Raw genomic sequence first — 24683 nt, forward strand, 5'->3', positions numbered from 1 at the left:
GGCGGGGTCAGCCGCCCAGGGTAAGGCAGCTGAGCTGCTGGTAGAGGCGCATACCTTCAACGCCGCGTTCCCGTCCGTAGCCGCTCGCCCGCTGGCCGCCGAACGAGGCGTAGGTGCTCATCACCGCGGCGTTGACGTGCACCGAGCCGCTGCGCACCCGCGCGCCGACCTTCAGCGCCGTCGCCGCGTCCTCGCCATGGACGTAGCCCGACAGGCCGTACTTGGAATCGTTGGCCATCTCGACCGCGTGGTCGAGGTCGCGATAGCCGATCACCGAGACCACCGGGCCGAAGATCTCCTCCTGGGCGGCGGGGTTCGAATTGTCGGGCAGGTCGAGCAGGGTCGGTTCGAAATAGTGGCCGCGATCGAGGTGCGACGGGCGCGCGCCGCCGGCCGCGACACGCCCGCCGTTCTCGACGGCGAGTTTCACGAAGTGCTCGCAACGCGCCACCTGGGCGGCGCTGATGACCGGGCCCACCTGTGTCTCGGGATCAAGGGCGGGACCGACCTTGAGGCGGCGGAAGGCGGCGGCGGCCTGTTCGACCAGCTCGGCCTTCTGCGCCTCGGGCACGAACAGCCGCGTGCCCAGCGCGCAGCCCTGGCCGGCGTGGGCGGTGCAGACGACGACCGCCTGGGCGGCAAACCGATTGACCGCGTCCGGGAGGAAGATCTGGGCCGACTTGCCGCCCAGCTCGAGCTGGACCCGCTTGAACGTCGGCGCGGCCTGGATGGCGACCTGGGCGCCGACGGCGGTGGATCCGGTGAAGGCCACCATGTCGACCGCCGGATGGGTCGTCAGCAGACGGGCGCCGTCGTGGCCGGCTTCGAGCACCACGTTCAGCACGCCGGGCGGAAGCTTCGCCTCCTCGGCCGCCTCGCCGAGGATCATCGCCGACAGCGGCGTGAGCGGGTTCGGGCGAACAACCACCGTGTTCCCCGCCATCAGCGCCGGGATGACCTTCCAGATCGCGGTGTAGAAGGGGAAGTTGTAGGCGGCGATGGCCGCCACCACCCCGATCGGGGTGTAGCGACGCAGGCTCTGCAGCATCATGCCGGTCGGCGTCGCGCGCTCGGCCAGCGGCAGGGGATTTTCCTCGATCTCCGGCAGGGCGGCGAAGAAGTCGATGCACTCCAGCGCCATCCGCAGAGGCGCCTTCACCTGCACGCGCATGGTCCCGGAATGCGGCGGACAGCCCGTCTCCGCGACGGTCACCTCGGCGAGCTTCGCCTCGCGCTGCGCCAGAGCCGCGACGAAGCGCCTAAGCGCCGCGGCGCGCTCGGCGACCGCAAGCTCGCTCCAGACGCCGCGATCGAAAGCCAGTCGCGCCGCCCGGATGGCGTCCTCGACCTGCGGAGCGGACAGTCCCGCAAGGCGCGCGATCTCGCGCCCGTCGGAGGGGTCCTCGACCGCCAGGATCTCCCCGGATCCAGTCACGAAGACGCCGTCGATATATCCCGCCTGCAGCACGCCGCTTCCCCCTGTTCGCAACACCGCGTCGGCGTCCCGATCACAGCAGATGCTGCGTCGAAACCATCCCGGCAGCGGCATCAAGCACCCCGCGACGTCTGTTAGCAAGCGCTTGGTTGCAGGGCCCGTCAGCCGCGATAGCGCAGGGCGTCGACCAGCAGGGTGAAGGCCGGCGCCGCCTGGCGGCGGCTTGGATAGTAGAGGTGGTAGCCCGCAAACGGCGGACACCAGTCCTCGAGAACGCGCACCAGCCGACCGGCCGCGAGATGATCGGCGACCGCATCCTCCAGCAGACAGGCCAGGCCGAAGCCTGCGACCGCCGCGTTGAGGATCATCGCCACGTCGTTGAACGCCAGCTGCCCGTCGACCCGGACGTTGAGCTCGCGCCCGTCCTTCTCGAACTCCCAGGCGTAGAGGCCCCCCAGGGTCCGAAAGCGCAGGTTGATGCAGGCGTGATCGGTCAGGTCGTGCGGCGTCCGCGGCGGCGGGCGGTTGGCGAAATAGGATGGCGCGCCGACCACGGCCATGCGCAGTTCCGGCCCGATGCGCACCGCGACCATGTCCTTCGCCACCTGTTCGCCGAGGCGCACGCCCGCATCGAAGCGTTCCGACACGATGTCGGTCAGGCTGGAGTCGATCGAGAGCTCGACCTTGACGTCGGGATAGTCGGGCAGCAGACGGGCCAGCACGGGCCAAAGGATGGTCTCGGCCGCGTGGCCGCTCGTGGTGATGCGGATCGTCCCGGCGGGCTTGTCCCGAAACGCGCTCAGCGCGGCCAGCTCGCTGTCGATCCCGTCGAAGGCCGGGCGGAGCGTGGCGATCAGCCGCTCGCCGGCGTCGGTCGGCGCGACGTTGCGGGTCGTGCGCGTCAACAGCCGCACCCCCAGCCGCGTCTCCAGGCGGCGAACGGTGTGGCTCAGGGCGGATTGGGAGGTTCCGAGCTTGGCGGCGGCGCGCGTGAAGCTGCGTTCCTCGGCGACCGCGAGGAAGGCCATCAGATCACCCAGCTCTTCGCGCCGCATGCATCAAGCTCCGAGGCCGCAGCCCGCGAATCCGCAGTGTCGCGGCGCGCGTAGGCCGGCGCATTCATGAATCTGCGATATAGGCTTACGCAGGGTTGAGCCCCTAATCCATATGCGCGGTTGAGCGTTATGCTCGCCGGTGACGGTCGTTCCGGCGCGCGCCCCGCCAAGCTGCGGGTTCGGGCTTGCGACCGATCATCCCGAGAATGGATGCTCCGATGGATCGCTTCGACAGCGAAATTGAACCGCACATGCAAGACTTCGCGGGGCCGGAGATGTCCCGGCGCGGCGTGCTGCTCGCCGGCGCCGCCGGAGCGGCGGCGACCGCTGCGCCTGTCGTCGCGACCGCCCAGCCGCCAGGTGCGCCCGTGATGGCCAAGGTCTCGTTCAAGGTGAACGGCGAAGCTCGGAAACTCGAGCTGGATACGCGGACCACCCTGCTCGACGCCCTGCGCGAACACCTGCGCCTGACCGGCGTCAAGAAGGGCTGCGACCATGGCCAGTGCGGCGCCTGCACGGTGATCGCGGACGGCCGGCGGATCAATTCCTGCCTGACGCTGGCGGTGATGCACGAGGGCGACAGCGTCACGACCATCGAGGGACTGGGCAAGCCTGAGGCCCTGCACCCGATGCAGGCCGCCTTCGTGAAGCATGACGGCTACCAGTGCGGCTACTGCACGCCCGGGCAGATCTGCTCGGCCGTGGCGGTTCTCGACGAGATCAAGGCCGGCGTCCCCAGCCATGTGACCGGCGACCTGACGGCGCCGGCGCAACTGACCGAGATGGAACTGCGCGAGCGGATGAGCGGCAACATCTGCCGTTGCGGTGCCTACTCCAACATCATCGAGGCGATCACCGAAGTCGCCGGGAGCGCGGCATGAGGGCCTTCACCTACGAACGCGCGACCTCGCCGGCCTGGGCCGCGACGGCCGCCGCGAAGACCCCCGGCGCCAGGTTCATCGCCGGTGGCACCAACCTGCTCGACCTGATGAAGCTGGAGATCGAGACGCCGCCCCATCTCATCGACGTCAACGGGCTGGGCTTCGACAAGATCGAGGCGACGCCGGAGGGCGGGCTGCGGATCGGAGCCCTGGTCCGCAACACCGACCTCGCCGCCGATCCGCGCGTCCGGCGCGACTATGGGCTGCTGTCGCGGGCCCTGCTCGCCGGCGCCTCGGGCCAGTTGCGCAACAAGGCGACCACGGCGGGCAACCTGCTGCAGCGCACGCGCTGTCCCTATTTCTACGACACCAACCAGCCCTGCAACAAACGCCAGCCGGGCAGCGGCTGCAGCGCGATCGGCGGGTTCAGTCGCCAACTGGCGGTCATCGGCTCCAGCGACGCCTGCATCGCCACCCATCCGAGCGACATGGCCGTGGCGATGCGGGCGCTCGACGCCACGGTCGAGACCGTCCAGCCGGATGGCCGCTCGCGGCGAATTCCGATCGCCGATTTCCACCGGCTGCCCGGCCAGACGCCGCATCTGGAGACGACGCTGACGCCGGGCGAGCTGATCACCGCGGTCACCCTGCCCAGGCCGATCGGCGGCGTGCACATCTATCACAAGGTGCGCGACCGGGCGTCCTACGCCTTCGCTCTCGTCTCGGTCGCAGCGGTCGTCCAGCCCGACGGGACCGGGCGCGTGGCGCTGGGCGGAGTCGCCCACAGGCCGTGGCGCATCGAAGCCGCTGAGACCCAGATGCCCAACGGCGCCAAGGCCGTCACCGCCCAGTTGCTGGCCGGCGCCAGGCCGACGCCGGAAAACGCCTTCAAGCTGACCCTGGCCGAGCGCACGCTCGGCGCGGTGCTGGCGCAAGCGAGGACCTGAACCGATGAAGTTCGACACCCCCGCGGGCGCCAACCCCATCGACCAGCTGAAGGTCGTCGGCAAACCCACCGACCGGATCGACGGCCCCATGAAGACCGCCGGCACGGCCGCCTACGCCTATGAGCGGCACGATGTCGTCCGCAACCAGGCCTATGGCTATGTGCTGGGCTCGGCCATCGCCAAGGGGCGGATCGCCGCCATGGACGTCAGCCGCGCCAAGGCCGCGCCCGGCGTGATCGCCGTCGTCACCGCCGAGAACGCCGGCCCGCTCACCAAGGGCTCCTTGAACACCGCCAGGCTGCTCGGCGGCCCGGAGATCCAGCACTACCATCAGGCGGTCGCCCTGGTCGTCGCCGAGACCTTCGAACAGGCCCGGGCCGGCGCCCAGCTGATCCGCGTCAGCTATGTGAAGGCCGAGGGCGCCTACGACCTGGCCGCCAGCAAGGACACGGCGGTCAAGCCGGCCAGGATCACCGGCGGCGCGCCTGACACCGCGGTCGGCGATTTCGCCGGCGCCTTCGCCGCAGCCCCGGTGCAGTTCGACGCGACCTACACCACCCCCGACCAATCGCACGCGATGATGGAGCCGCACGCCACCATCGCCGCCTGGAACGGGGATGAGCTGACGCTCTGGACCTCGAACCAGATGATCGACTGGTGCCGGGGCGACATGGCCAAGACGCTGGGCATTCCGAAGGAGAAGGTCCGGCTGAGCTCGCCCTTCATTGGCGGAGGCTTCGGCGGCAAGCTGTTCCTGCGGGCCGACGCCCTGCTGGCGGCGCTCGGCGCCCGCGCGGCCAGGCGACCGGTGAAGGTGGCGCTGCAGCGGCCTCTGATGATCAACAACACCACCCACCGGCCAGCGACCATCCAGCGGATCCGCATCGGCGCGACGAAGGACGGCAAGATCACCGCCATCGCCCACGAGAGCTGGTCCGGGGACTTGGCCGGCGGCAAGGCCGACGGGGCGGTCGACCAGACGCGCGCCCTCTACGCCGGCGCCCATCGGATGACGGCCACGCGGCTGGCGACGCTTGATCTGCCCGAGGGCAACGCCATGCGTGCGCCGGGCGAAGCCACCGGCTTGATGGCGCTGGAGATCGCCATGGACGAGATGGCCGAAAAGCTCGGCCTCGATCCCGTCGAGTTCCGGATCCGCAATGACAGCCAGGTCGATCCGGAACGTCCCGAGCGGCCCTACTCCCAACGTCAGCTCATCGAATGTCTTCGCATGGGCGCGGATCGGTTCGGATGGCGCCATCGCAATCCCAAGCCGGCCATGACCCGCGAGGGCGGCTGGCTGATCGGCCAGGGCATGGCCGCCGCCTACCGCGGCGCGCCGGTCATGAAGTCCGCCGCGCGGGTCCGGCTGGACGCCAAGGGCGTCGTCACGGTCGAGACCGACATGACCGACATCGGCACCGGAACCTACACCATCATCGCCCAGACCGCGGCCGAGATGATGGGCCTGCCGCTGCACAAGGTGGTCGTGCGCCTGGGCGATTCGACGTTTCCGGTGTCCGCCGGCTCCGGCGGCCAGTGGGGCGCGACCAGCTCGACCGCGGGGGTCTACGCCGCCTGCGTCAAGCTGCGCGAGGCGCTGGCCCAGAAGCTGGGCTTTGATCCCGCCGGGGCGGTGTTCGCCGACGGGCAGGTTCGCTCCGGCAACCACAGCGTGACCCTCGCCGAGGCCGCGGGGCCGGACGGCGTGGTCGCCGAGGACACGATCGAGTTCGGCGACCTGCAGAAGAAATACCGCCAGGCCACCTTCGCCGGCCATTTCGTCGAGGTGGCCGTCGATGCGGCGACCGGCGAGGTCCGGGTGCGCCGCATGCTGGCTGTCTGCTCCGCCGGTCGCATCCTCAATCCCAAGTCGGCGCGCAGCCAGGTGATCGGCGCGATGACCATGGGCGTCGGCGCAGCCCTGATGGAGGAGCTCGCCGTCGACACGCGCGTCGGCTTCTTCGCCAACCATGACCTCGCCAGCTACGAGGTGCCGGTCCACGCCGACATCCCGCACCAGGAGGTGATCTTCCTGGACGAGACCGACCCGGCCATCTCACCGATGAAGGCCAAGGGCGTGGGCGAGCTCGGCATCTGCGGGGTCGCCGCGGCGGTCGCCAACGCGATCTACAACGCCACCGGCGTGCGCGTACGCGACTATCCGGTCACCCTCGACAAGCTGCTCGACCGACTGCCGCAGATGACCTGACCGGCCGCCCGCACCCACAGCAATTGATATGCCGAGGTCATAGGCTCATGCACATTTCCTCGTCTAATCGCTGAGCGGCGCCCGGTCTAAATATCGGTTCTCGAACACCGACGGCCGCTCGTGGGTTGGCCCCGCGTCGGCCGCGCACTGGAGAAGAGACAATGCAAAAGCGCAAACTCGGAACGAGCGGCCTCGAAGTCTCGGCGATCGGTCTCGGCTGCATGGGGCTGAGCTTCGGCCTGGGCCCGGCCACGGACCGGCAGGACGCCATCAAGCTGATCCGAGCCGCCGTCGAGCGCGGGGTCACCTTCTTCGACACCGCAGAGGCCTACGGTCCGTTCACCAACGAGGAGGTCGTCGGCGAAGCCCTGGCGCCCTTCCGGCAGGACGTGGTGATCGCCACCAAGTTCGGCTTCAAGTCCGCCAGCCCGCAGGTCGGCCTGGACAGCCGCCCGGCGCACATCCGAGAGGTCGCCGAGGCCGCGCTCAAGCGCCTCGACACCGACGTCATCGACCTCTTCTACCAGCACCGCGTCGATCCCGACGTGCCGATCGAGGAGGTCGCCGGCGTCGTCGGCGAGCTGATCCGCGAAGGCAAGGTGAAGCATTTCGGCCTGTCCGAAGCCGGCGCCCAGACCCTCCGCCGCGCCCACGCGGTGCAGCCGGTCTCGGCCCTGCAGAGCGAATACTCCCTGTGGTGGCGCGAGCCCGAGACGGAGATCCTGCCGACGCTCGAGGAGCTGGGGATCGGCTTCGTCCCCTTCAGCCCGCTCGGCAAGGGCTTCCTCACCGGCGCGATCAGCGAGACGACCACCTTCGACAGCGGCGACTTCCGCAACGTCGTGCCCCGCTTCTCGGCCGAAGCCCGCAAGGCCAACCACGCGCTGATCGATCGGCTCGGCGAGATCGCGGCGCAGAAGAAGGCCACGCCGGCCCAGATCGCCATCGCCTGGCTGCTGGCCCAGAAGCCGTGGATCGTCCCGATCCCCGGCACCACCAAGCTGCATCGCCTGGAAGAGAACATCGCCGCCGCCGCCGTCGAGCTGACGCCCGACGACCTGCGCGAGATCGAATGCGCCCTCTCCGAGGTGACCGTGCAAGGGGACCGCTACCCGGCGCAGATGCAGCAGCTGATCAACCGCTGATCGGACTCTCGCGGCGCGAGCCTGGCGATCGCGCCGACCGCGCGATGATGCGGTCTTAACGCGTGAACCGGTCGATGAAGCCGGCCAGGGCTTCGAACGTCTCCGCAGAGCCCGGCAGCGTCAGGCCGCGCGTGACCGCCACATGGTCCATGCCGTCGACGGCGAGCAGGGACGCCTCCACCCCGGCGGCGCGCAGGGCCTGGTGGAAGCCGCGGCCGTCGTCCGCAAGCACCTCCCCGGATCCCACGCTGACGAAGGTCGGCGGGAAGCCGGCGACGTCGGCGAAGCGCGGCGAGACCAGCGGATCGCGCGGCGATAGGCCCTGCAGGTAGAGTTCGGCCGCCAGCTGCGCCGCCCCGAGCGAGAAGAGCGGGTCGGTGTCGGCGTTCGCCTGGTAGCAGGCGCTCTCGCAGGTGAGATCCAGCCAGGGCGACAGAAGCACGAGACCTGACGGCCCATGCCCCTCGTCCAGGCTCAGCGCGGTCAGTCCCGCGGCGAGGCCGCCGCCGGCCGAGTCCCCGGAAATGACGATGGGCCCGGCGCCCTCGCGCCGGAGCGCGGCGAGCACCGCCCGGGCGTCGACCAGCCCGGCGGGAAACGGATGTTCGGGCGCCAGCCTGTAGGCCGGAAGCACGACCTCGACGCCGCATCGCTCGGCGAGCGCCGCGGAGAACGGCCCGATCATCTCCGGGCAGCCCAGCCGGAACCCGCCGCCGTGCAGGTGCAGCACCACGCCACGCCGCGCCGCCGGCGGCTGAAAGCGCAGCACACGCACCCCGCCCAGGGTCTCGACGATCGGGGCCCGCTCCGTGCGCCAGACGCCGCCGTCGACTGCCCCCAGCATGGCCTTGCGGCGCTCCACCACCTCGAGCGGCGCGGATCGCCCTGCGCGCGCTTCCAGAAGCCGCAGCGATCGGCGCTCAGTGGTCTTGGAACGTCCTTCCTTCATGGCCGGACTTCACCTCTTGCTCGGCGGCTCGGACGCGCCGTCGCGCGCCATATATTGCAATGTCGAAAATACTTATGTAATGCCGATAATGTGCGTTGGGGCTTCGGCTGTCAAACGCCGCCTACCTGGAGGATGCGTGCCAAGACCCGCCCTGTCGGCCTCGAGAAGCCTGGATGTGATCGACTTCCTGGCGTCGTTTCCGGGCCGCGACTTCACGCTGTCCGAGATCGCCCGCGCCGCCAAGATCAACGTCGCCTCCTGTCACGCGGTTCTGAGCGCCCTGACCGATCGCGGCTACCTCTGCCGTTCAGCGAAGCAGAAAACCTATACCCTGGGCCCCACCCTGATCGCCGCCGGCCAGGCCGCGCTCAAGAGCCAGCCCCTGGTCGCGCGCGCCCGCGACGCCGCCGAGGAGCTGTATCGGGAATTCGGCATCCCGGTGCTGCTCAGCGCCGCAATCGAGGACGAGATCCTTGGCGTGGTGTCCGTGACGGACGCCGCTGGCCGCGACGCGGGCCTGCGGGTCGGCGAACGCATGCCGCTCGTCCCGCCCATCGGCGCCGCCTTCGTCGCCTGGGCCTCGCCGGCCGCCATCGAGGCCTGGCTGGCGAAATGCGCCGACCCGAAGGACGCCGCCCTGATCCACGAGTGGCGCGACGCGCTCGCCCTGATCCGCAAGCGCGGCTATCAGGTCACCCTACAGTTGCCGGAGAACGACCAGCTCGCCGCCCTGATGGCGGAGATGTCCTCCGGCCGCCAGGCGACCGACTACAAGGACAAGATGATCGGCCTGATCGGCTCGCTCGACCGGCGCATGCTGCACTCGAACGCCGTCCTGCCCGACGCCCTCTACGACCTGCAGCTGATCGCCGCCCCGATCTTCGACCAGGCCGGAGCGGCCGCCTTCAGCCTCTGTTTCGGCGGTTTTTCCGAGAAGGTCACCGGGGCGATGATCTACACCTACGCGGATCGGCTGGTGCGCACCTGCGTGCAGATCATGCGCGAGGATCGCAGTCAGGGCTAGGACGGCTCCGCGGGCGTCCCCATCCCCACCCGCACGAACTCCGCGCCGGCGTCGCCCGCCCGCAGGCTGTAGCGGGTGTCCTTTGGAACGAAGATCGCATCGCCGACGCCCAGGGCCTCGCTGCCGAAGGTCAGGCCGCCGGCCAGCAGATAGATCACCTCGTCTTCCGGATGGCTGTGCGGCGGCTCGAAGTGGTGCGGCTCGTAGCGGCTGCGCTGCACGTTGGGCCGCCCCGGCGCCATCGGCAGCAGCATCTTGTAGAGGACCCGGGGCTCGCCGGCCTTGGCCTTGCCGGGCCAGTCGCCGGAGACCTCCCGCCAGTCGCTGTCCGCGTCGCGCATGACTGTCACGCTCATCGATCACGCCTCCTTCGTCGGGTTGACCCCGTCATTCGCCCGCCGCGCGCAGCCGGACCGTCGCGCCTAGGCTCTCGGCCATCCGCCGCGCGCCGCACCGCTTCAGCTCCGGGATCACGTAGTCGCCGAGCAGTTCGATCGACTTCAGGACCGCCTCGTGCGGCAGGTAGCCGAACTTGGTGTAGCAGAGCACCTGGTCGACGCCGGCCTCCTCGTACTTGAGGAACTTCGCCAGGCATTCGTCCGGCGTGCCGACGATGACCATGTCCTGCTCGTCGAAATGAGTGATGTCGAAGTCGCCGCGCGCCTGCTTGTCGAGCAGCGGGAAGGCGCGCTTCTGATCTTCCTCGCTGAGGTGGGAGAGCTCCCACTTGATGCTGAACTGGGCCACGGTCGCGTACCACCACCACATCGACTCCCAGAGGCGGTTCTGCTCGAACTTGGAGCGCGACTCCGCGCAGTGGACCAGGGTATAGATGCCGACCTTGTTGGTCTGCACGCTGGTCAGCGGCGTCGCCCGCGCCTGGGCCTGGCGGTAGACCTCGACCAGCGGCTGGAGCTTGCTGAGCGGCTGCAGGATGCTGAAGCAGAGCAAACCCAGGCCGTTCTCGCCGGCCATGCGCGCCGTGTCCTCCGACGAGGCCGCCATCCAGGCCGGCGGGTGCGGATACTGGTAGGGCTTGGGCGTCACCATCCGCTTGGGGAAGTCGAGGAACTCCGAGTGCTCCTCGTAGTATTCCTGCTCCCACATGCCGACGACGGAGCGCGCCGCGGCGCACATCTTCTCCTTGCTGCGCGTCCGGTCGACGCCGAAGGCGATCTGCTCCATCGGCGTGGAGCGGCCCATGCCCCACTGCACGCGTCCGCCCGACAAGAGGTCGACGGTGGCGACCTTCTCGGCCACGCGCGCCGGATGGCCGAATTCGTGCGGCATCAGGGCGACGCCGAAGCCCAGCTTGATGTCCTTGGTGATCTGCGACAGCGCCCCCAGCACCACCTCGTTGCAGGGCATGTGCGAGCGGCCCTCGCGGAAGTGGTGCTCCACGCACCAGACGGTGTCGAAGCCCTTCTTGTCGGCGAGCACGATCTGCTCGAGGCTCTCGCGGTAGGCGGTGCGCTCCGCGGTCCGCTGCCCCCAGGGATGGTCGCCCGCCCAGGGCTGTGGCGCCTCGATCTCGTACAACAGGCCCAGTTCCATGATTTCGCTCCTGATCGGCGGCGACCGGCGGCTCTCAGACCTGCGGGTTGCGCTTGTTGATTTCGAACGGGCGGGCGCCGCCGCAGAACTTGGTGCTCAGCGCGGAGTCCACCGAAATGGTCTGTCCCGAGATCCCTGAGGCCAGGTCGCTCAGCAGGAAGACGATGGCGTTGGCGAGCTCGTCGATGGTGGTGACGACGATGTCGGACGAACCCCCGGCCCGCCCGCCCGCCGCCACCGTGTTGGCGCGCGACAGCACCCGCTGCGACATCACCGCGCCGGGCTGCACCGTGTTGGCGCGGATGCCGTAGCGGCCCCACTCGAAGGCCATGGTGCGGGTGAGCGCGGTGATGCCGGACTTGGCGGCGCCATAGGGTCCGTGGAACGGCGCGGACGTCAGCGCGCTGACCGAGCCCACATTGACCAGCGAGCCCGGCGCGTCCCGCTTGATCATCGAGGCGGCGGCGTCGCGGCAGATGCGGAAGACGTATTCCAGGTTCAAGTTGAGGGTGTTGCGGAACATCTCCGTGGAGGTCTGCTCCAGCGGCTTCCATTCCTCCGCCGTGGTCCCGCCGGCGACATTGACCACGCCGTCCAGCCGACCCAGGCGGGCGACCACCGTCTCGATCAGCGAATCGGTCTGCGCCGGATCCATCAGGTCGACGACGATCCCCTGGCAGCGTCCGCCCGCCCGTTCGACCTCCGCGATCGTCTCGTCGATGAAGGCCTGGTTGTTGTCGACGGCGAAGACGGTCGCTCCAGCCGCGGCGGCCTGGCGCACGGTCGCCCCGCCGATGCCGCCTGACGCGGCGCCGCACACAAGGATGACGCGACCTTCGAGATCGATGGACAGGGACATGATCTTCCTCCCGCGATGGGTTCGGCCCCTCTCGGCCGCGGGCTCCGCGCCGAAAGATGAAACGGCCTCGCCCTAGTTTTTTTTGCAATATAGAAACCGTTGATGTAATATCGATGGTGAGCCGGATAAGATGGGCTGTCAAACCCCGTTTGCGTCACCGGCTTGCGGACGGCGCGCTGTCGTTGTCTTGAGAGAGCTGAGAGCCCGGCTCACGGGCGCAGGTCGAGGACGCGTCATGGACACTCGCGCGAGCGCCGTTCCGGCCGTTGGCGACCCCGGGGCCGTCGTCGCCGACTTCGAACGCCGCGCCCGGCGCTACGAGACGCCCTGCGGTAAGGGCGTGATGGCCTGGCGCACCTGGGGCGAGGGCCCGCCGCTCCTGCTCACCCACGGCGCCCATGGCGCCTGGTCCCACTGGATCCGCAACATTGACGCCCTGGCGGCGCGCTACACCGTCTGGGCGCCGGACCTTCCGGGCTACGGCGAATCCGCCCTGCCCCAGCGCCCGGACCACGCCGACATCTCCGAGGCCCTGGCGGCGGGACTGCGCCAGCTGGCGCCGGGACCGCCCCTCGACATCCTGGGCTTCTCCCTCGGCGGCGTGGTCGCCGCCCATCTCGCGGCCCTGCATCCGCAGCTCGTGCGGCGCGTGATCCTGGTCGGGACGGGCGGCCTGGCGACGCCGATGGGAGTCGTCGAGTCCCATCGCGTGCGCGGCCTGACGGGCGAGGCGCGGCGGGCGGCGCACCGCGGCAACCTGCTGGCCATCATGCTGCACGATCCCGCCTCCGTGGACGAGCTGGCCCTGCACCTGCAGGAGGTGAACAGCGCGCGCGGACGCCTGAGGCCGACGCCGCTCGTCCTGCCCGACAGGCTGCTGGACGTCCTGCCGCGCGTGGGTGCGCAGGTGGACGCCATCTGGGGCGAATTCGACCGCCCGCACCCGAACCCGCCGGTCCAGGAAGCCGCTCTTCGCAGCGTTCGGCGCGAGCTCGCGTTCCGGGTCATCTCCGGCGCCGGACATTGGGCGATGTACGAGCGCTCGGAGGCGTTCAACCGCACCGCCCTCGACCTGCTGCAGCAACCGCTCCGGTCGATCTAGCGGCCAGCAGTCCGCGTTTCCTATTGCGCCAGCAGGGTGACGGGGCCGAGCAGGCCTGAGGGCCGCAGCTGCGCGTCGGGCTTGTAGGCCTTCATGGTGGTGTAGGTGATCGGCTTCGCGCCGGGCTGGGCGTCGCCGATCAGGCGGTTGACCCAGCGATCTGCGACGCGAACCTCGAGCGTGTTCTTGCCCGGACGGATCGCCGAGGTGACCTCCACCCGATAGGGCGCCTTCCAGGCGTAGCCGACCTCCTTGCCGTTGACCAACACCTGGGCGATGTCGGCCACCTGGCCAAGGTCGAGCATGACCGGCGCACCCGGCCTGAGGCCGCGCGGCGCAATGAAGGTCTGGCGATAGGCGGCGACGCCGGAGAAGTATTTGATCCCCGGGTCGGCGCTCTCGGTCAGCGACTGCAGCCTGTCGAACCTGGCGGACGCCGGCGCGGCGCGGCCCGGCTGGAAGGCGACCGTCCAGGGGCCGTCGACCTTGCCGACCGAGGTCCAGGTCCGCGCGGGAACGCTGACGGATTGCGCCGTCGCGGGCGTGCGGAAGACGACGAAGAAGGCGTCCTGCGGCAGCATGTCGAGCGGCACGACCGTCTCGGCCCCCTCGATGCGGTAGGACACGGGCTCCGCCTTGCCGGTGTCGGCGCGCCAGATCTCCGGCGCCTTGCCGCTCACCCGGAAGCGGGCTTCAAGCGTCTCCGCCCGAGCCTTGCGGTTGTTGACGAAGTAGAGGTCGCCGTCGGCCAGCCGGCGGTGCACGAAGGGCACGTCGGCGTCCGCCGCGCCGCTGACCCGGAAGTCCGGTGTCGCGCCGGCTGCGCCCAGCGCCGCCTCGACGTCCTGGCTGGCGAAGACCCGGCCCTTGCCGACCTGGGTGACGGGCGCCCCGCTCCAGAGCCTGCGGACCAGGGCCTGATATTCGGCGGGATTGTCCTTCAGGCTCGGCGAGCCCTCCGGCGCAGGTCCGACGATGGTGACGCCGGCGTCCGCCAGCTCCGCCAGGCGCCGCAGGGTCGCCAGCGTCATGCGTCGGCTCGATCCGCCCAGATAGAGCACGCGGTAGCGCGCGCCGCCGGTCGCGACCAGCTCGCCGCCGTCCGGCTTGAGGTGGTTCATCAGCGCGTCGGCGCCAACGAAGTCATAGGCGTAGCGCACCGGGGCGTCGGCGACCGGCTTGTCCCCATAGAGGCTCGTGAGCGGCGCCTCCTCGCCGTAGAAATAGCCGACGTCGGCGACGTTACGGCCCTGCTGCAGCAGGTAGCTGCTGCGGGCCATGTAATCGACCCAGGGCCTGGCCAGCTCCGCCCAGGACTCGTGGCGATTGAAGTACTGGCCGAAGATGAACAGCGACAGGCCGGGAACCTTGTCGTCCAGCGGTTGGTGCACCGAGGTGTGGATCACCGGCCGGTTCACGCCGCTGGCGAACTCCAGGTCGATGAAGGGCTTCAGGTCCGAGGGCACAAAGGCCCAGGGCGACATCGCCGAGGTCAGCGATTCCGCCGCCACCAGGTTCTGGCCATAGATGTGGGCGACCGAGGCCGCGCCCTTCAGGTCCGCCAGATAGGTCGGCTTGGGACCCTGGTCCGGGTTGTAGGTCCACATCGCCGCCATCGGCACGTCGGTATGGCTGCGCATCGCCATGTCGTCGCCGAGCACGGGGCGATGGGCCTCCAGCGCCTCGCCGTAGACCTTCAGCCCATGCTTGTGGGCCACATCGGCCACCGTGCCGTAGTGCTGGCTGGCGTGCAGGTCGGCCAGGGTCCGACGGAAGTCGTAGAGGAAGGCGTCGCTGTCCTTGCGCGAGCCCACCACGACGCCGGCCAGGGCCGGCATCCACGGCCGCGGATCGTAGCCGCGCAGCCGCTGGAACTGGGCGACCATGTCCGGCGTCCAGTTGGACGGGCCGACCTCGGTGCTGTCGGTCAGGATGGCGCGCAGGCCGCGCTGGCCGATCAGCTCGGGCCCGGTCGTGGCCGCATAGCTGGCGATATAGGTCTCCATGTACCGGCGCACCGCCTCGCCGTCGTACTTGTCGACCTCCAGGCCGGTGGCTTCGGCCGTCGCCGGATGGTTCGTCGTGCCCACCAGGGAATAGCCGAAGCGAAGCACCTTCCAGCGACCCGGCGGCGGCGTCCAATCGAGCTTGCCGTCCGGCCCGATCTTGCCGGTGAGATCGACGATCGAGGTCGGGGCGACGCCTGCGATCTCGGGTCCTGCATCGCCGTCGAGGGCGTAGTAGTCCGGCGCCACCGCGAACCCGGCCTTCATCTCGAAGGCGTTCACCCGCGCCTCGCCGCTCAGGCGCAGGTCGGCCACGCGTACGGTCTTGGGCGCCGGCGGCATGGGCAGCGCCATGGCGACGCCTGGTGCGGCGTTCATGAATGAGGACATGAGCGTCGGGCCGGCCGGCGGCTTCATCACCAGCCGGAACCTGGCCGCCGTCGCCGGCGCGAAGCTCACCGTGGTGGGCACATTGCTCAAGGGAACCTCGGCGACCTTGCGCCAGCCCGCGCCGTCCTGCGCCTCGAGGGTCGCCTCCAGGGCCGGTTCGCCGAAGAGCGTCTGCGCCGAGGGGATGTAGACGTCGGCCGAACGCACCGTCTGCAGCGCAGCATAGTCGAGGACGATCACGGTGGGCTGGTCCGCGGACTGGCGCGCGACCTGCACCACGGTCTTGACGTCCCCGTCGCCGAGCAGCTTGGCGTCGAGCGCCTCGCCCGCGCCGGCGCTGAACTTGGGCGTGGGAAGCGCGCGGGCGGCCGGCAGACGGTAGGCCAGGACCGAGGCGTCGCCATGGAAGGTCGGCGACGGCGCGGCTTTCCCGCCCAACATGGCGTCTATGCCGGCCAGCCGGGGCATGTCCTGGAAGGGCCCCGTCACCTGCGGGAGGGGGGCGAGGACGCCGACGAAACGACGCCCGCCGTCGACGACGGTTTCGCTCCACACCAGCTTCTTCATCGCGTCCTTGGGCGCGACCCAGGGGCCGCCGGTCTCGCTCCAGCCGGGGGACGAGGCGATGGCGAGCTCGAGGCCGTGCTGGTCGGCCAGCTCCGCTGCGTAGCGGAAGGCCTCCTTCCACGCAGGCGTCATATAGGCCAGCCGGGTCTCGACGACCTTCGGCGTCATCAGCTCGGCGTCGAAGTTCTGCAAACCGCCGATGCCGACGCGGGACATCCACTCGATGTCCTTGCGGATGCCGTCCTGGGTGATGTTGCCGTTCATCCAGTGCCACCAGACGCGCGGCCGCGCGCTGTTCGGCGGGTTCTGGAAGCCGGCCTGCAGCGAGGCCTCGGCGGGCGCGCCCTGGGAACGGGCGGCGCCAGCCAAAGCCGTGCTCGCCAGCAGCGCGGCGGCGAGGACCTTCATCTTACGCCCCTGCATCTCGTTTCCTCCCCAGGCCCTCGAGCCATCCGTCACTTTTGATCATTTTCGATCAGTATGGGGCAGTTACGCGCGCCGTCAATTGCCTGCTTGAGCTTTCCTCAGCGGTTTAGGCCGCGGATCTATCCGCAGGCGCCGCCGGGCGGTCGGCCAGCCCGGCCAGGGCGGTGCAGCCCGCGACGAGCGCGCCCACGGCGCCGGCTGTCGGTCGTCGTAGAGCTCCCGCGGCAGGTGCAGGTCGAGGCGGACGCCGGACCCGGCGGAGTCTGGCTGCGAGGCCTTGGCGTCTCGCATGCTTCCGTCCTTGAACCGCAGCCGTGACAGATCCGGCTGCATTCCTGCCGTCCAACCGAAGTGGGCCGCCCCCGACCGAGGATCGGGGGCCAGTCCCGGCCGGCTATTTCTTCGGCGTGAGCGTCGCGAGGTCGGCGTCGACGTCGGCCAGCGCCTTGTCCGTCACCATGTCGGGCGCATACTGCTGAATGTCCTTGAGCGTCATGTCGCGCGCCATGTCGATCTGGTCGCTCTTGGTGATCTCGGGCAGGCGCTTGACCAGGACGGCCTTGGCGGCGGGGTCCTCCAGCAGGGTCCCGATCGTCGTATTGGCGACGCTGTAGTGTTCGCCCGCGGACGCTGCGGCGGGCGCGCTCGCGGCGGGGGCGGACTGGGCGAAGGCGGCGGTCGAGGCCATCGCGAGCGCCAGGGCGGACGCCAGAGTGACAAAACGCATGGACGAGATCTCCTTGGGTTGAACTGAGGTTGGCTTCGAACTCACGCGGCCTTGACCTTGAAGCTGGCGGCGAGGCCGGCTCTGGAGTCGCCCCCGACCCCGACGTCGAGGATGGCGCCCGCCTTGGCGCGGGCGCGCACCGCCGCGTCGCTGGGCGGCGCTGCCCGGACCTGTTCCCGCGCCACCTCCGCAGCGGGCGTCAATGGCGACAGCGACAGGCAGGTCCCGGCCATCAGGCCGACGCCAGGGCTCGTTTCAGGCGGCGCATGTTCGTTTCGTCATTCCTCGAAATCGCAGTCTGCGTCAGGCCAGGCGCAGGGTGGCGACCCCGGCCTTCAGCCCCTCGCCGCGGGCCTCGATCCGAACGCGCCCTGCCCGGCCCTGGCCGCGCAGGATGGCCTGCGCCCGCCCGTCCCAGGTCTGGGCGGACGTCGACCGGAAGCTGCCGACGGCCAAGGGATTGGCGCTGCCGAAGCCGGCCAGCTCGGCCGGGCCGGAGATCGAAAGCTGCAGCGGCTTCATCAGGTCGGGCGTGACCCGGCCCTGGGCGTCGACGACCTCGATCCCGACGTAGGCGACGTCGCCGCGACCCGCGCCGCCGGTCTTGCGCTCCGGCGTCAGGCGCACCGCGGCCGGCGCGCCGACGGTCGACAGCTTGCGGCGGGCGATCTCCGCCCCGCCCAGGAAGGCGACAACTTCGAGCGTCCCGGGCGCATAGGGGACCTTGAACTCGACCTGTTTGAGATCCGCCGCGGTGACCGGCCTGCTCTCGATCGTCTTACCGTTCAGCCGCAGCTCGACGCGGTCGCCGACCGTATAGACCCGCACGGCGAGCGGCCGGCCTTCGGAGCCCGGCCAGGTCCAGCTCCGCCGCTCGTCCGACCAGCCCCACGGGCGGACGATCTCCTTCTTGCCCTGCGGCGGCGGCTTCTGGACGCCGATCTCCAGCGGACTCAGCCCCCAGGCCACGTCGCGCGCCAGGGAGGCCGCCTTCTGGGCGCCGATCAGGTCGATGTCGCCGCAGTCGCTGACCACCCACGGCCAGGCGCCGAGCGCGCCCATGCCGCCCGCGCCATAGCTGACGCCGCCGATGCCCGCCTCGCCCAGATAGTCCATCGCCGTCCAGACGAAGTCGCCCAGCAGCCAGGGCGAGCGGTCCGTCAGCTCCCAGATGGCGAAGACGTCCTTCGGGAAGCTCTCCGAGCCGTAGATGATCCGGTCGGGGAAGCGCTGGTGGTCGGCCTCGTATTTGCGGAGCTTGTAGTTGTAGCCGGCCACGTCGAGGAAGACAGCGCTGGCCTCGTCGGGAACGCCGGCCCGGCCCGGACGCGCGGTCTTGTCGGACGCCGTCACCAGTCGCCCCGGGAAGTCGTTGATCGCCGCCGTCACCGGCCGCGTCGGGTCGAGCCGGTGGACCTCGTTGGCCAGCAGCCACTGGGCCTCGACCCCGGTCGGGAGATTTCGCGCCGGGATCTCGTTGCCGATGCTCCACATGATGACGCTGGGATGGTTGCGGGCGCTGAGCACCATGGCCGCCAGGTCGCTGCGCCAGTGATCCTCGAAATGAACGGAGTAGTCCTGCGGCAGCTTCGGCGCCCGCCAGGCGTCGAAGGCTTCGCCGATGACCATCATCCCCAGCCGGTCGCAGGCCCGCAGGAAGGCCGGCGAATAGGGATTGTGCGACGGGCGCAGGGCGTTGAAGCCGCGGGCCTTCAGCAGCTCGACCTTGCGCACCTCCGCCGCATCGAAGGCCGCCGCGCCCAGCAGGCCGTTGTCGTGGTGGATGCAGCCGCCCCGCAGCTTGATCGGCTTGTCGTTGAGCGTCATGCCCCGGGTCGTGTCGAAGGTGACGACGCGCACGCCAAAGGGGGTCGCGTTGCGGTCGATCACCGTGGCGTCGCGCCGAAGCTCGGTCTCCAGCGTGTAGAGGCTGGGCGTTTCCGGCGACCAGAGCCGCGGCGCGGCGAGGGTCGTCGCCTGGCGAACCTCGCCTTGCGCCGGCGCCTCGGCCTGCCAGACCGTGCGCCCGGTCTCGTCCTTGACGCGCGAGACGAGCGTCAGGCCCGGCCCGACATCTTCCAGGCGGGTGTCGACCTCGATGGCCGCGCCCGCGTCCGTGATCCGGCGCGTCGCCACGCCGACGCCCCAGCGGGCGATCCGCGCCGGCTCGGCGTGCACGTCGAGCCAGACATGGCGATAGATGCCCGAGCCCGAATACCAGCGGCTGTTCTGCCCGCGGTTCTGCACCCGCACGGCGATGAGGTTGTCGCCGTCGGCCGAGAGGTAGGGCGTCAGGTCGTAGGCGAAGGGGGTGTAGCCGTTGGGGTGGGCGCCCAGGTGATGACCGTTAAGCCAGACGTCGCTGGCCATGTAGACGCCTTCGAACAGCACCTCGACGCGACCGCCGGCGGGCGCCGCCAGACGGAAGCGCTTGCGGTACCAGCCGTCGCCCCCGACGGCGAAGCCGGTGTCCCTGCCGCCGACCGCAGCCTTGTCGAACGGCCCGATGCGCGTCTGGCCGGCTTCGGGCGGCAGATCGTCGAGGCTCCAGTCGTGCGGCAGGTCCACCGCGCGCCAGCCGCTGTCGTCGAGGCCCGGAGCCTCCAGGCCCTCCCCCTCTCCGCGACGGAATTTCCAGCCGAGGTCGAAGCCCTGGCCGCGCCCGAGCGCCAGGGCGGGCCCGGCCTTCGCCGCCGGGGCCGCGAGCGGCGAGGCGAAAAGAACCGCGGCGCCGGCGGTGGTCAGAAGCATCTGGCGACGGTCCGGCCGGATGTCGGAGATCGAGCTCATAGGGCCGGCCATTGGCTGCGCGGCAGCTGGCGCAGGTCCGCGTCGATGGCGTCGATCGTCTTCTGATTGATCACCCCGTAGGTGACGAAACTGTCGACGGTGAAGTTGGTCAGGTACGGCTTGGTGTGCGGCGCGCTGACGACCATCTTGTACATCGGCGCGTGCTTGAGGACGATCGCCCAGGCCGCAGGCGCGCTCATTAACTCGGCGAGCGACGCCGTCGCCACCGTGAGCTCATAGGGCGCGGCGGCTGGCGGCTCATAAGCCGCCGCGGGCGGATAGGTCGGGGCGTCCATGGCTCACCTCGGATTGCGGACAGCTTGAATTCCAGAACGCGGCGCGCAGGCCGCCTGGGCGCCGCCATTTCAGAATCCGTACTACCGCGTCCACCTTCGAATGAATAGTACCCATTCGTACTGTTTCTGCCGTCGGCGACGAAGGTAGGTTCGGGCGCGCTACCAGCTCGATCGGCTGGCGATGAAGATCCGCACCATGTTCTGCAGCCAAGCCCTGCGCGCAGCCGGCGAAACCTTGCGGTCGCCGACGATGACCGCGATGCACCAGCCGTTCAGCGTCATCAGGAAGAACTCGGCGGCAGCCTGAGGATCACGGCACGGCGCGCCCTCGGGCTCGGCGAAACGGCGGATATGATCGGCGATGTAGTCGATGCCCATCCGCAGGCGCGCGTCGGCGATCTCGGCCAGTTCCGGGAAGCGTCCGGATTCGCTGTAGAGGAGCCGATTGAGCTGCAGGAAGTCGGCGGTCATTCCGGCGCGCAGCACGATGTCACCATAGAACAGCAGCGTCTCGCCCAGGGTGTCGTAGTCGGGCATCGGCGTGTGATGGAGGCCCGTGTCCCAGCTCCGGATCTGGTCCGCGACGATGGCTCGGAAGAGCGCCGCCTTGGACGGAAAGCGCGCGTAGAGCGTGGTCTTGGACGCGCGCGCCGCGCGGGCGACGGCGGACATGGTGGTGGCGCCGTATCCGTGCCGGAAGAAGAGCTGGCGAGCGACCAGCAGAAGCCGCGCCTCCAGCGCCGCCAGATCGTCCGCCCTGGGCCGTCCTCGGGGCCGGCGCGGCTGGACCGGATCGCTGGTTTCACGTTTCGCGGGCATGGCCTGAAGACAACGGTTGGCGGACGCGAAGACGGACATCCGCGACGCAGGGCGACCGTAGAAGCTTCGCCGCACCGGGATCAATCCTGAGGGCGCCGCCCCCGAGCCGCGCGGCCGCCGATAAACATACGATAGGGTATTATTTCGTTGACAAACCGCCACCCCGATCGAATTACTCAGAGTAATAAAGAAGGATCGGGAGGGATCAATGAAAGCGCTTATTTCCGCCACGCTCGCCAGCGCGAGCGTGTTCGCAATCGCATCAGCGGCGATGGCGCAGCCCGCCGCCACCTCGTCCGACGACACGATGCTCAGCGAAGTGGTCGTCACCGCGCGGCGCAAGGCCGAGAGCCTGCAGGCGGTTCCGCAGACCGTTAACGCGGTGACCGGCGGGACGCTCACCAAGCTCAACATCCAACGCTTCGAAGATGTCCAGGCGATCGTGCCAGGCCTGAACCTGTCCTCCGGCAACACCGGCTACACCACGGCCGCGACCGTCCGGGGCGCTTCGTTCCAGGTCGAGTCAGGCGCCCCGCCGACCGTCGCCTTCTACCTGAACGAAGCCACCATCCAGTCGAGCTACCTGTTCCAGTCGATGTTCGACGTCGGCCAGATCGAAGTGCTGCGCGGCCCGCAGGGCACGCTGCGCGGCGTCTCCTCGCCGTCGGGCGCGATCACCGTCACCACGCAGCGTCCGAATCTGAGCGACTTCGGCGGCGTCGGCAATTTGAGCGTCAACGACCAGCACGGGCGGAACCTCAACGGCGCGGTCAACCTGCCCGTCATCAAGGAGGTTCTCGCCTTCCGCCTCGCCGGGATCATCGACGACAACAGGTACGACCAGGTCCGCAGCCTCAACAACCCGCTGCACCCCTCGCAGCAGTCCTGGGGCGTGCGGCCGAGCGTGCGGTTCGAGCCGAACGACAACCTCGCGGTCAACCTCATGTACCAGCACTTCGACCGGAAGCTGACGTCGTTCAATCCGGTCGAGTCGCTGTCGCTCAACGATCCCTCAGCCCCGGTCGTGAACCCGATCATCCACGCCCAGGACCGCCTCGGCCTGACCGACGAGCCGCTGAGCAACCACACCAAGCAGGACATCGTCACCGGCAACGTCGACTATCGGTTCGCCGGGCAGAAGCTGAGCTATGTGGGCTCCTGGAGCAAACAGGACATCTTGGCCTTCACACCGGGCGACACCGCCAACGCCTTCCCGGACCGGGAATACGGCCAGACCCTGCATTCCCGCGCGAAGCAGGCGACCAACGAAATCCGCCTGGCCTCGGAAGACCGGCTGTTCGGCCAGTTCGACTATACGGTCGGCGCCTACCTCAGCCACTTCAACCCGCCGAGCGACCTGACCAACCAGAGCGCGATCACCCTCTTCGGCCGGCTGGTGTCCGTCGTGGACACGCCGATCCAGCGGCGCAGCAAGGCCAGGGAACGCTCGATCTTCGGCAACGCCACCTGGCACATCGGCGAGGCGACCGAACTGTCCGGCGGCCTGCGGCATATCTGGTACGACGACAGCGGCCTGCTGAAGGTCAACGGCGCCACCTTGTCCAACCTGCACAGCAAGGACGAGGCGACGATCTACAACGTCTCGCTGTCGCACAAATTCAGCCAGGACTTCCTGGTCTATGCGAACACCGGCAGCGCCTTCCGTCCGGGCCCCTCGATCATTGGCATCTTCCGTCCGCCAACGCCGCTGATCACCAAATACACCGAGCTCGAGAACGAAAAATCCAAGTCCTACGAGCTCGGCTTCAAATCGACCTTCCTCGACAAGCGGGTCCTGCTGAACGTCGCGGCCTACCACCAGGACTTCAAGAACTTCATCTATCGTGGGCCTTCGGTCGCCTATATCGACCTGAACCAGCTCGGCCCGCGGGTGAACACGGCGAACTTCGGCTCCAGCGTCGATGCGAAGATCGACGGCGTCGACATCGACGCGGCCTTCCAGGTGGCCCAGGGGTTCAACATCACCGCGGCGTTCAGCTACGCCAAGAGCAAGATCAAGAACCAGTTCGTCGCCTGCAACGACCTCAACCGGGACGGCGTCCCGGACATCAACGCCGGTACGCCGACGCTGGCGCAGCTGCAGGCCTCGACCGGAGGCGAAGCCCTCGCGCAGTGTCAGGTCAGCGACCCAATCTCGTTCACGCCGAAATGGAGCCTCGTGCTGCAGTCGGAGTACGCCAAGCCGATCTCGGACAGCGTCGACGGCTATGTGCGCGGCCTGCTCTCCTACTATCCGAAGAACAGGCAGGACCCGTACAACACCTACGACAATGTCACCGACTACGGCCTGCTTAACCTCTACGGCGGCGTTCGCAGCAAGGACGGCGCCTGGGACGTGTCGCTGTACGCCAAGAACATCACCAAGACGCAGAAGACGCTGAACCGCGCCAATGGCGTCGTCACCACTCAGTTCCAGGCGCTGCAGCCCCCGACCTTCACCTCCGTGGTCAGCGGCAACTCGGCCAGCTCCTATCTGGGCGACGTCCGGCTCACCCCGGTGCGCGAGTTCGGCGTCAACGTCCGCTACGCCTTCGGGTCGCGCTAGGCCTGCAGCCCGCGAACCTTCCTCCTGGCGCCGGACGACACGCGTCGTCCGGCGCATTTTTTTGGACTCCGGCGGATCCTTGCCCCGTCGGCGCCGCTACGCGGCGATGACGAGATTGACGCCCCGGTCGCGGAGCATCTTGCGATCGGCTTGCGAGACCCCCGGGTCGGTGACCACGGTGTCGATCTCGGCCAGGTCGCAGACCATGTGGCCCGAGGGCCCGCTGAACTTCGAGCTGTCGACCAGGATGATGATTTCGTCGGCGCGCTCGATCAGGCGCCGCTCGGCGGCGACCAGCACCACGTCGGCCTGCATCACCCCCTGCGGCCCGATCGCCGCGGCGCCCATGAACAGCCGCGGCGCATGAAACCGCGGCATGCTGTCGTCGCCGGCGGCGGAGAGAATGATGTTCTGCTCGCGGAACACCGTCCCGGCCGGCACCAGGATCCGGGTCCCAGGCTGCGGCAGGAGGGCGCTGACGATGTGCAGCGAATTGGTCAGCACCTGAAGATTGAGCCCCGCCAGGTGCGGGCACATCTGCAGGGTGGTCGAGCCGCCGTCGATCATCACCGCCTCGCCCGGACGGCACAGCGCGGCCGCGGCCTTGCCGATCGCCGACTTCTCCAGCGGATGGCGGCCGATGTTCTCGTGGAAGGGGACCCCGCTCAGATGGCCCTGGCCGCCTGCGGGCGCCTCGTCGCGGGCGACCAGCCGCGCCCCGCCGCGCACCCGCTTGAGCTGGCCCCGCTGGGCCATGCGCTCGAGGTCGCGGCGGATGGTGGCCGGCGAGGCGTCGAGACGGGAATCCAGCTCCTGAAACGAGACGAAGCCACGGCCCTGCATCATCTCGACGATGAGCCGCTCGCGTTCGTTCGCATGCATGAAACGGAAGCTCCCCAGCCGCACCTGCCGTCAGATTTCACGCGGCCGTGA

At 69.3% G+C, this 24683-nt stretch carries 20 protein-coding genes; 7 read left to right on the plus strand and 13 right to left on the minus strand.

Features of this window, described 5'->3' with window-relative positions; translation table 11 throughout:
- Positions 1-7: 7 nt before the first annotated feature.
- Together ACSQ2B_RS09915 and ACSQ2B_RS09920 are read right to left on the minus strand one after the other, a co-directional pair.
- Positions 8-1468: an aldehyde dehydrogenase family protein gene (locus tag ACSQ2B_RS09915; protein ID WP_436049397.1), complete on the minus strand. Its 1461-nt coding sequence runs from the start codon at positions 1466-1468 to the stop codon at positions 8-10.
- A 128-nt stretch (positions 1469-1596) separates the two neighbouring features.
- Positions 1597-2490 carry a LysR family transcriptional regulator gene (locus tag ACSQ2B_RS09920; RefSeq protein ID WP_436049399.1) on the minus strand — a complete coding sequence of 298 codons (894 nt, stop codon included), beginning with the start codon at positions 2488-2490 and terminating at the stop codon, positions 1597-1599.
- A gap of 218 nt (positions 2491-2708) precedes the next feature.
- Between ACSQ2B_RS09920 and paoA the strand changes: the two genes are divergently transcribed.
- From paoA to ACSQ2B_RS09940, 4 genes are all read left to right on the plus strand, one after another.
- A complete protein-coding gene (paoA, locus tag ACSQ2B_RS09925) occupies positions 2709-3371 on the plus strand; it encodes an aldehyde dehydrogenase iron-sulfur subunit PaoA (RefSeq protein WP_436049401.1) in 663 nt (220 codons plus the stop codon).
- A complete protein-coding gene (locus ACSQ2B_RS09930; protein ID WP_436049403.1) occupies positions 3368-4318 on the plus strand; it encodes an FAD binding domain-containing protein in 951 nt (316 codons plus the stop codon). The genes paoA and ACSQ2B_RS09930 overlap by 4 nt, the downstream gene beginning before the upstream one ends.
- Positions 4319-4322: 4 nt before the next feature.
- A complete protein-coding gene (paoC, locus tag ACSQ2B_RS09935) occupies positions 4323-6530 on the plus strand; it encodes an aldehyde oxidoreductase molybdenum-binding subunit PaoC (protein WP_436049405.1) in 2208 nt (735 codons plus the stop codon).
- Positions 6531-6691: 161 nt separating this feature from the next.
- Positions 6692-7675, plus strand: a complete 984-nt coding sequence (locus ACSQ2B_RS09940) for an aldo/keto reductase (protein WP_436049407.1) — start codon at positions 6692-6694, stop codon at positions 7673-7675.
- A gap of 55 nt (positions 7676-7730) precedes the next feature.
- Here the strand turns inward: ACSQ2B_RS09940 and ACSQ2B_RS09945 are convergent, their stop codons facing one another.
- A complete protein-coding gene (locus ACSQ2B_RS09945; RefSeq protein ID WP_436049409.1) occupies positions 7731-8624 on the minus strand; it encodes an alpha/beta hydrolase in 894 nt (297 codons plus the stop codon).
- Positions 8625-8760: 136 nt separating this feature from the next.
- Here ACSQ2B_RS09945 and ACSQ2B_RS09950 point away from each other — a divergent pair, with 136 nt between their 5' ends.
- A complete protein-coding gene (locus ACSQ2B_RS09950; RefSeq protein WP_436049410.1) occupies positions 8761-9648 on the plus strand; it encodes an IclR family transcriptional regulator in 888 nt (295 codons plus the stop codon).
- Here ACSQ2B_RS09950 and ACSQ2B_RS09955 read toward each other — a convergent pair.
- The 3 genes from ACSQ2B_RS09955 to ACSQ2B_RS09965 are packed head-to-tail and all read right to left on the minus strand — an operon-like array spanning position 9645 to position 12061.
- On the minus strand, positions 9645-10004 hold the full coding sequence (locus ACSQ2B_RS09955; RefSeq protein WP_436049411.1) for a cupin domain-containing protein: 360 nt from the start codon (positions 10002-10004) through the stop codon (positions 9645-9647). The genes ACSQ2B_RS09950 and ACSQ2B_RS09955 overlap by 4 nt on opposite strands.
- Before the next feature lie 31 nt (positions 10005-10035).
- Positions 10036-11202, minus strand: a complete 1167-nt coding sequence (locus tag ACSQ2B_RS09960; RefSeq protein WP_436049413.1) for an LLM class flavin-dependent oxidoreductase — start codon at positions 11200-11202, stop codon at positions 10036-10038.
- Between the two features lie 34 nt (positions 11203-11236).
- Positions 11237-12061 (minus strand): SDR family NAD(P)-dependent oxidoreductase, encoded by an 825-nt coding sequence (locus ACSQ2B_RS09965; protein WP_436049415.1) that lies wholly within the window; start codon positions 12059-12061, stop codon positions 11237-11239.
- Between the two features lie 235 nt (positions 12062-12296).
- On the opposite strand from ACSQ2B_RS09965, the gene ACSQ2B_RS09970 reads away from it, so the two are divergent.
- The gene (locus ACSQ2B_RS09970) at positions 12297-13163 is read left to right on the plus strand and encodes an alpha/beta fold hydrolase (RefSeq protein ID WP_436049417.1); all 867 of its coding nucleotides are present in this window, start codon (positions 12297-12299) and stop codon (positions 13161-13163) included.
- Positions 13164-13183: 20 nt separating this feature from the next.
- Here the strand turns inward: ACSQ2B_RS09970 and ACSQ2B_RS09975 are convergent, their stop codons facing one another.
- From ACSQ2B_RS09975 to ACSQ2B_RS10000, 6 genes are all read right to left on the minus strand, one after another.
- Positions 13184-16549, minus strand: coding sequence for a glycosyl hydrolase (locus tag ACSQ2B_RS09975; protein ID WP_436049419.1), 3366 nt, complete (start codon positions 16547-16549; stop codon positions 13184-13186).
- 397 nt (positions 16550-16946) lie between these two features.
- Positions 16947-17279: a hypothetical protein gene (locus tag ACSQ2B_RS09980; RefSeq protein WP_436049421.1), complete on the minus strand. Its 333-nt coding sequence runs from the start codon at positions 17277-17279 to the stop codon at positions 16947-16949.
- 41 nt (positions 17280-17320) lie between these two features.
- Positions 17321-17512: a hypothetical protein gene (locus ACSQ2B_RS09985; RefSeq protein WP_436049422.1), complete on the minus strand. Its 192-nt coding sequence runs from the start codon at positions 17510-17512 to the stop codon at positions 17321-17323.
- Between the two features lie 70 nt (positions 17513-17582).
- On the minus strand, positions 17583-20069 hold the full coding sequence (locus ACSQ2B_RS09990; protein WP_436049424.1) for a glycoside hydrolase family 2 TIM barrel-domain containing protein: 2487 nt from the start codon (positions 20067-20069) through the stop codon (positions 17583-17585).
- The gene (locus tag ACSQ2B_RS09995) at positions 20066-20365 is read right to left on the minus strand and encodes a hypothetical protein (RefSeq protein ID WP_436049426.1); all 300 of its coding nucleotides are present in this window, start codon (positions 20363-20365) and stop codon (positions 20066-20068) included. Before ACSQ2B_RS09995 ends, ACSQ2B_RS09990 begins: the two co-directional genes overlap by 4 nt.
- A 159-nt stretch (positions 20366-20524) precedes the next feature.
- Positions 20525-21514: a TetR/AcrR family transcriptional regulator gene (locus ACSQ2B_RS10000; RefSeq protein WP_436049428.1), complete on the minus strand. Its 990-nt coding sequence runs from the start codon at positions 21512-21514 to the stop codon at positions 20525-20527.
- Here ACSQ2B_RS10000 and ACSQ2B_RS10005 point away from each other — a divergent pair.
- Positions 21456-23750 (plus strand): TonB-dependent receptor, encoded by a 2295-nt coding sequence (locus ACSQ2B_RS10005; RefSeq protein WP_436049429.1) that lies wholly within the window; start codon positions 21456-21458, stop codon positions 23748-23750. The two genes, ACSQ2B_RS10000 and ACSQ2B_RS10005, sit on opposite strands and share 59 nt — an antisense overlap.
- Positions 23751-23846: 96 nt before the next feature.
- Here the strand turns inward: ACSQ2B_RS10005 and ACSQ2B_RS10010 are convergent, their stop codons facing one another.
- On the minus strand, positions 23847-24632 hold the full coding sequence (locus tag ACSQ2B_RS10010) for a DeoR/GlpR family DNA-binding transcription regulator (RefSeq protein WP_436049431.1): 786 nt from the start codon (positions 24630-24632) through the stop codon (positions 23847-23849).
- Positions 24633-24683: the final 51 nt, after the last annotated feature.

Source organism: Phenylobacterium sp. LjRoot225, assembly GCF_964252855.1.
Classification (GTDB): Bacteria; Pseudomonadota; Alphaproteobacteria; order Caulobacterales; family Caulobacteraceae; genus Phenylobacterium.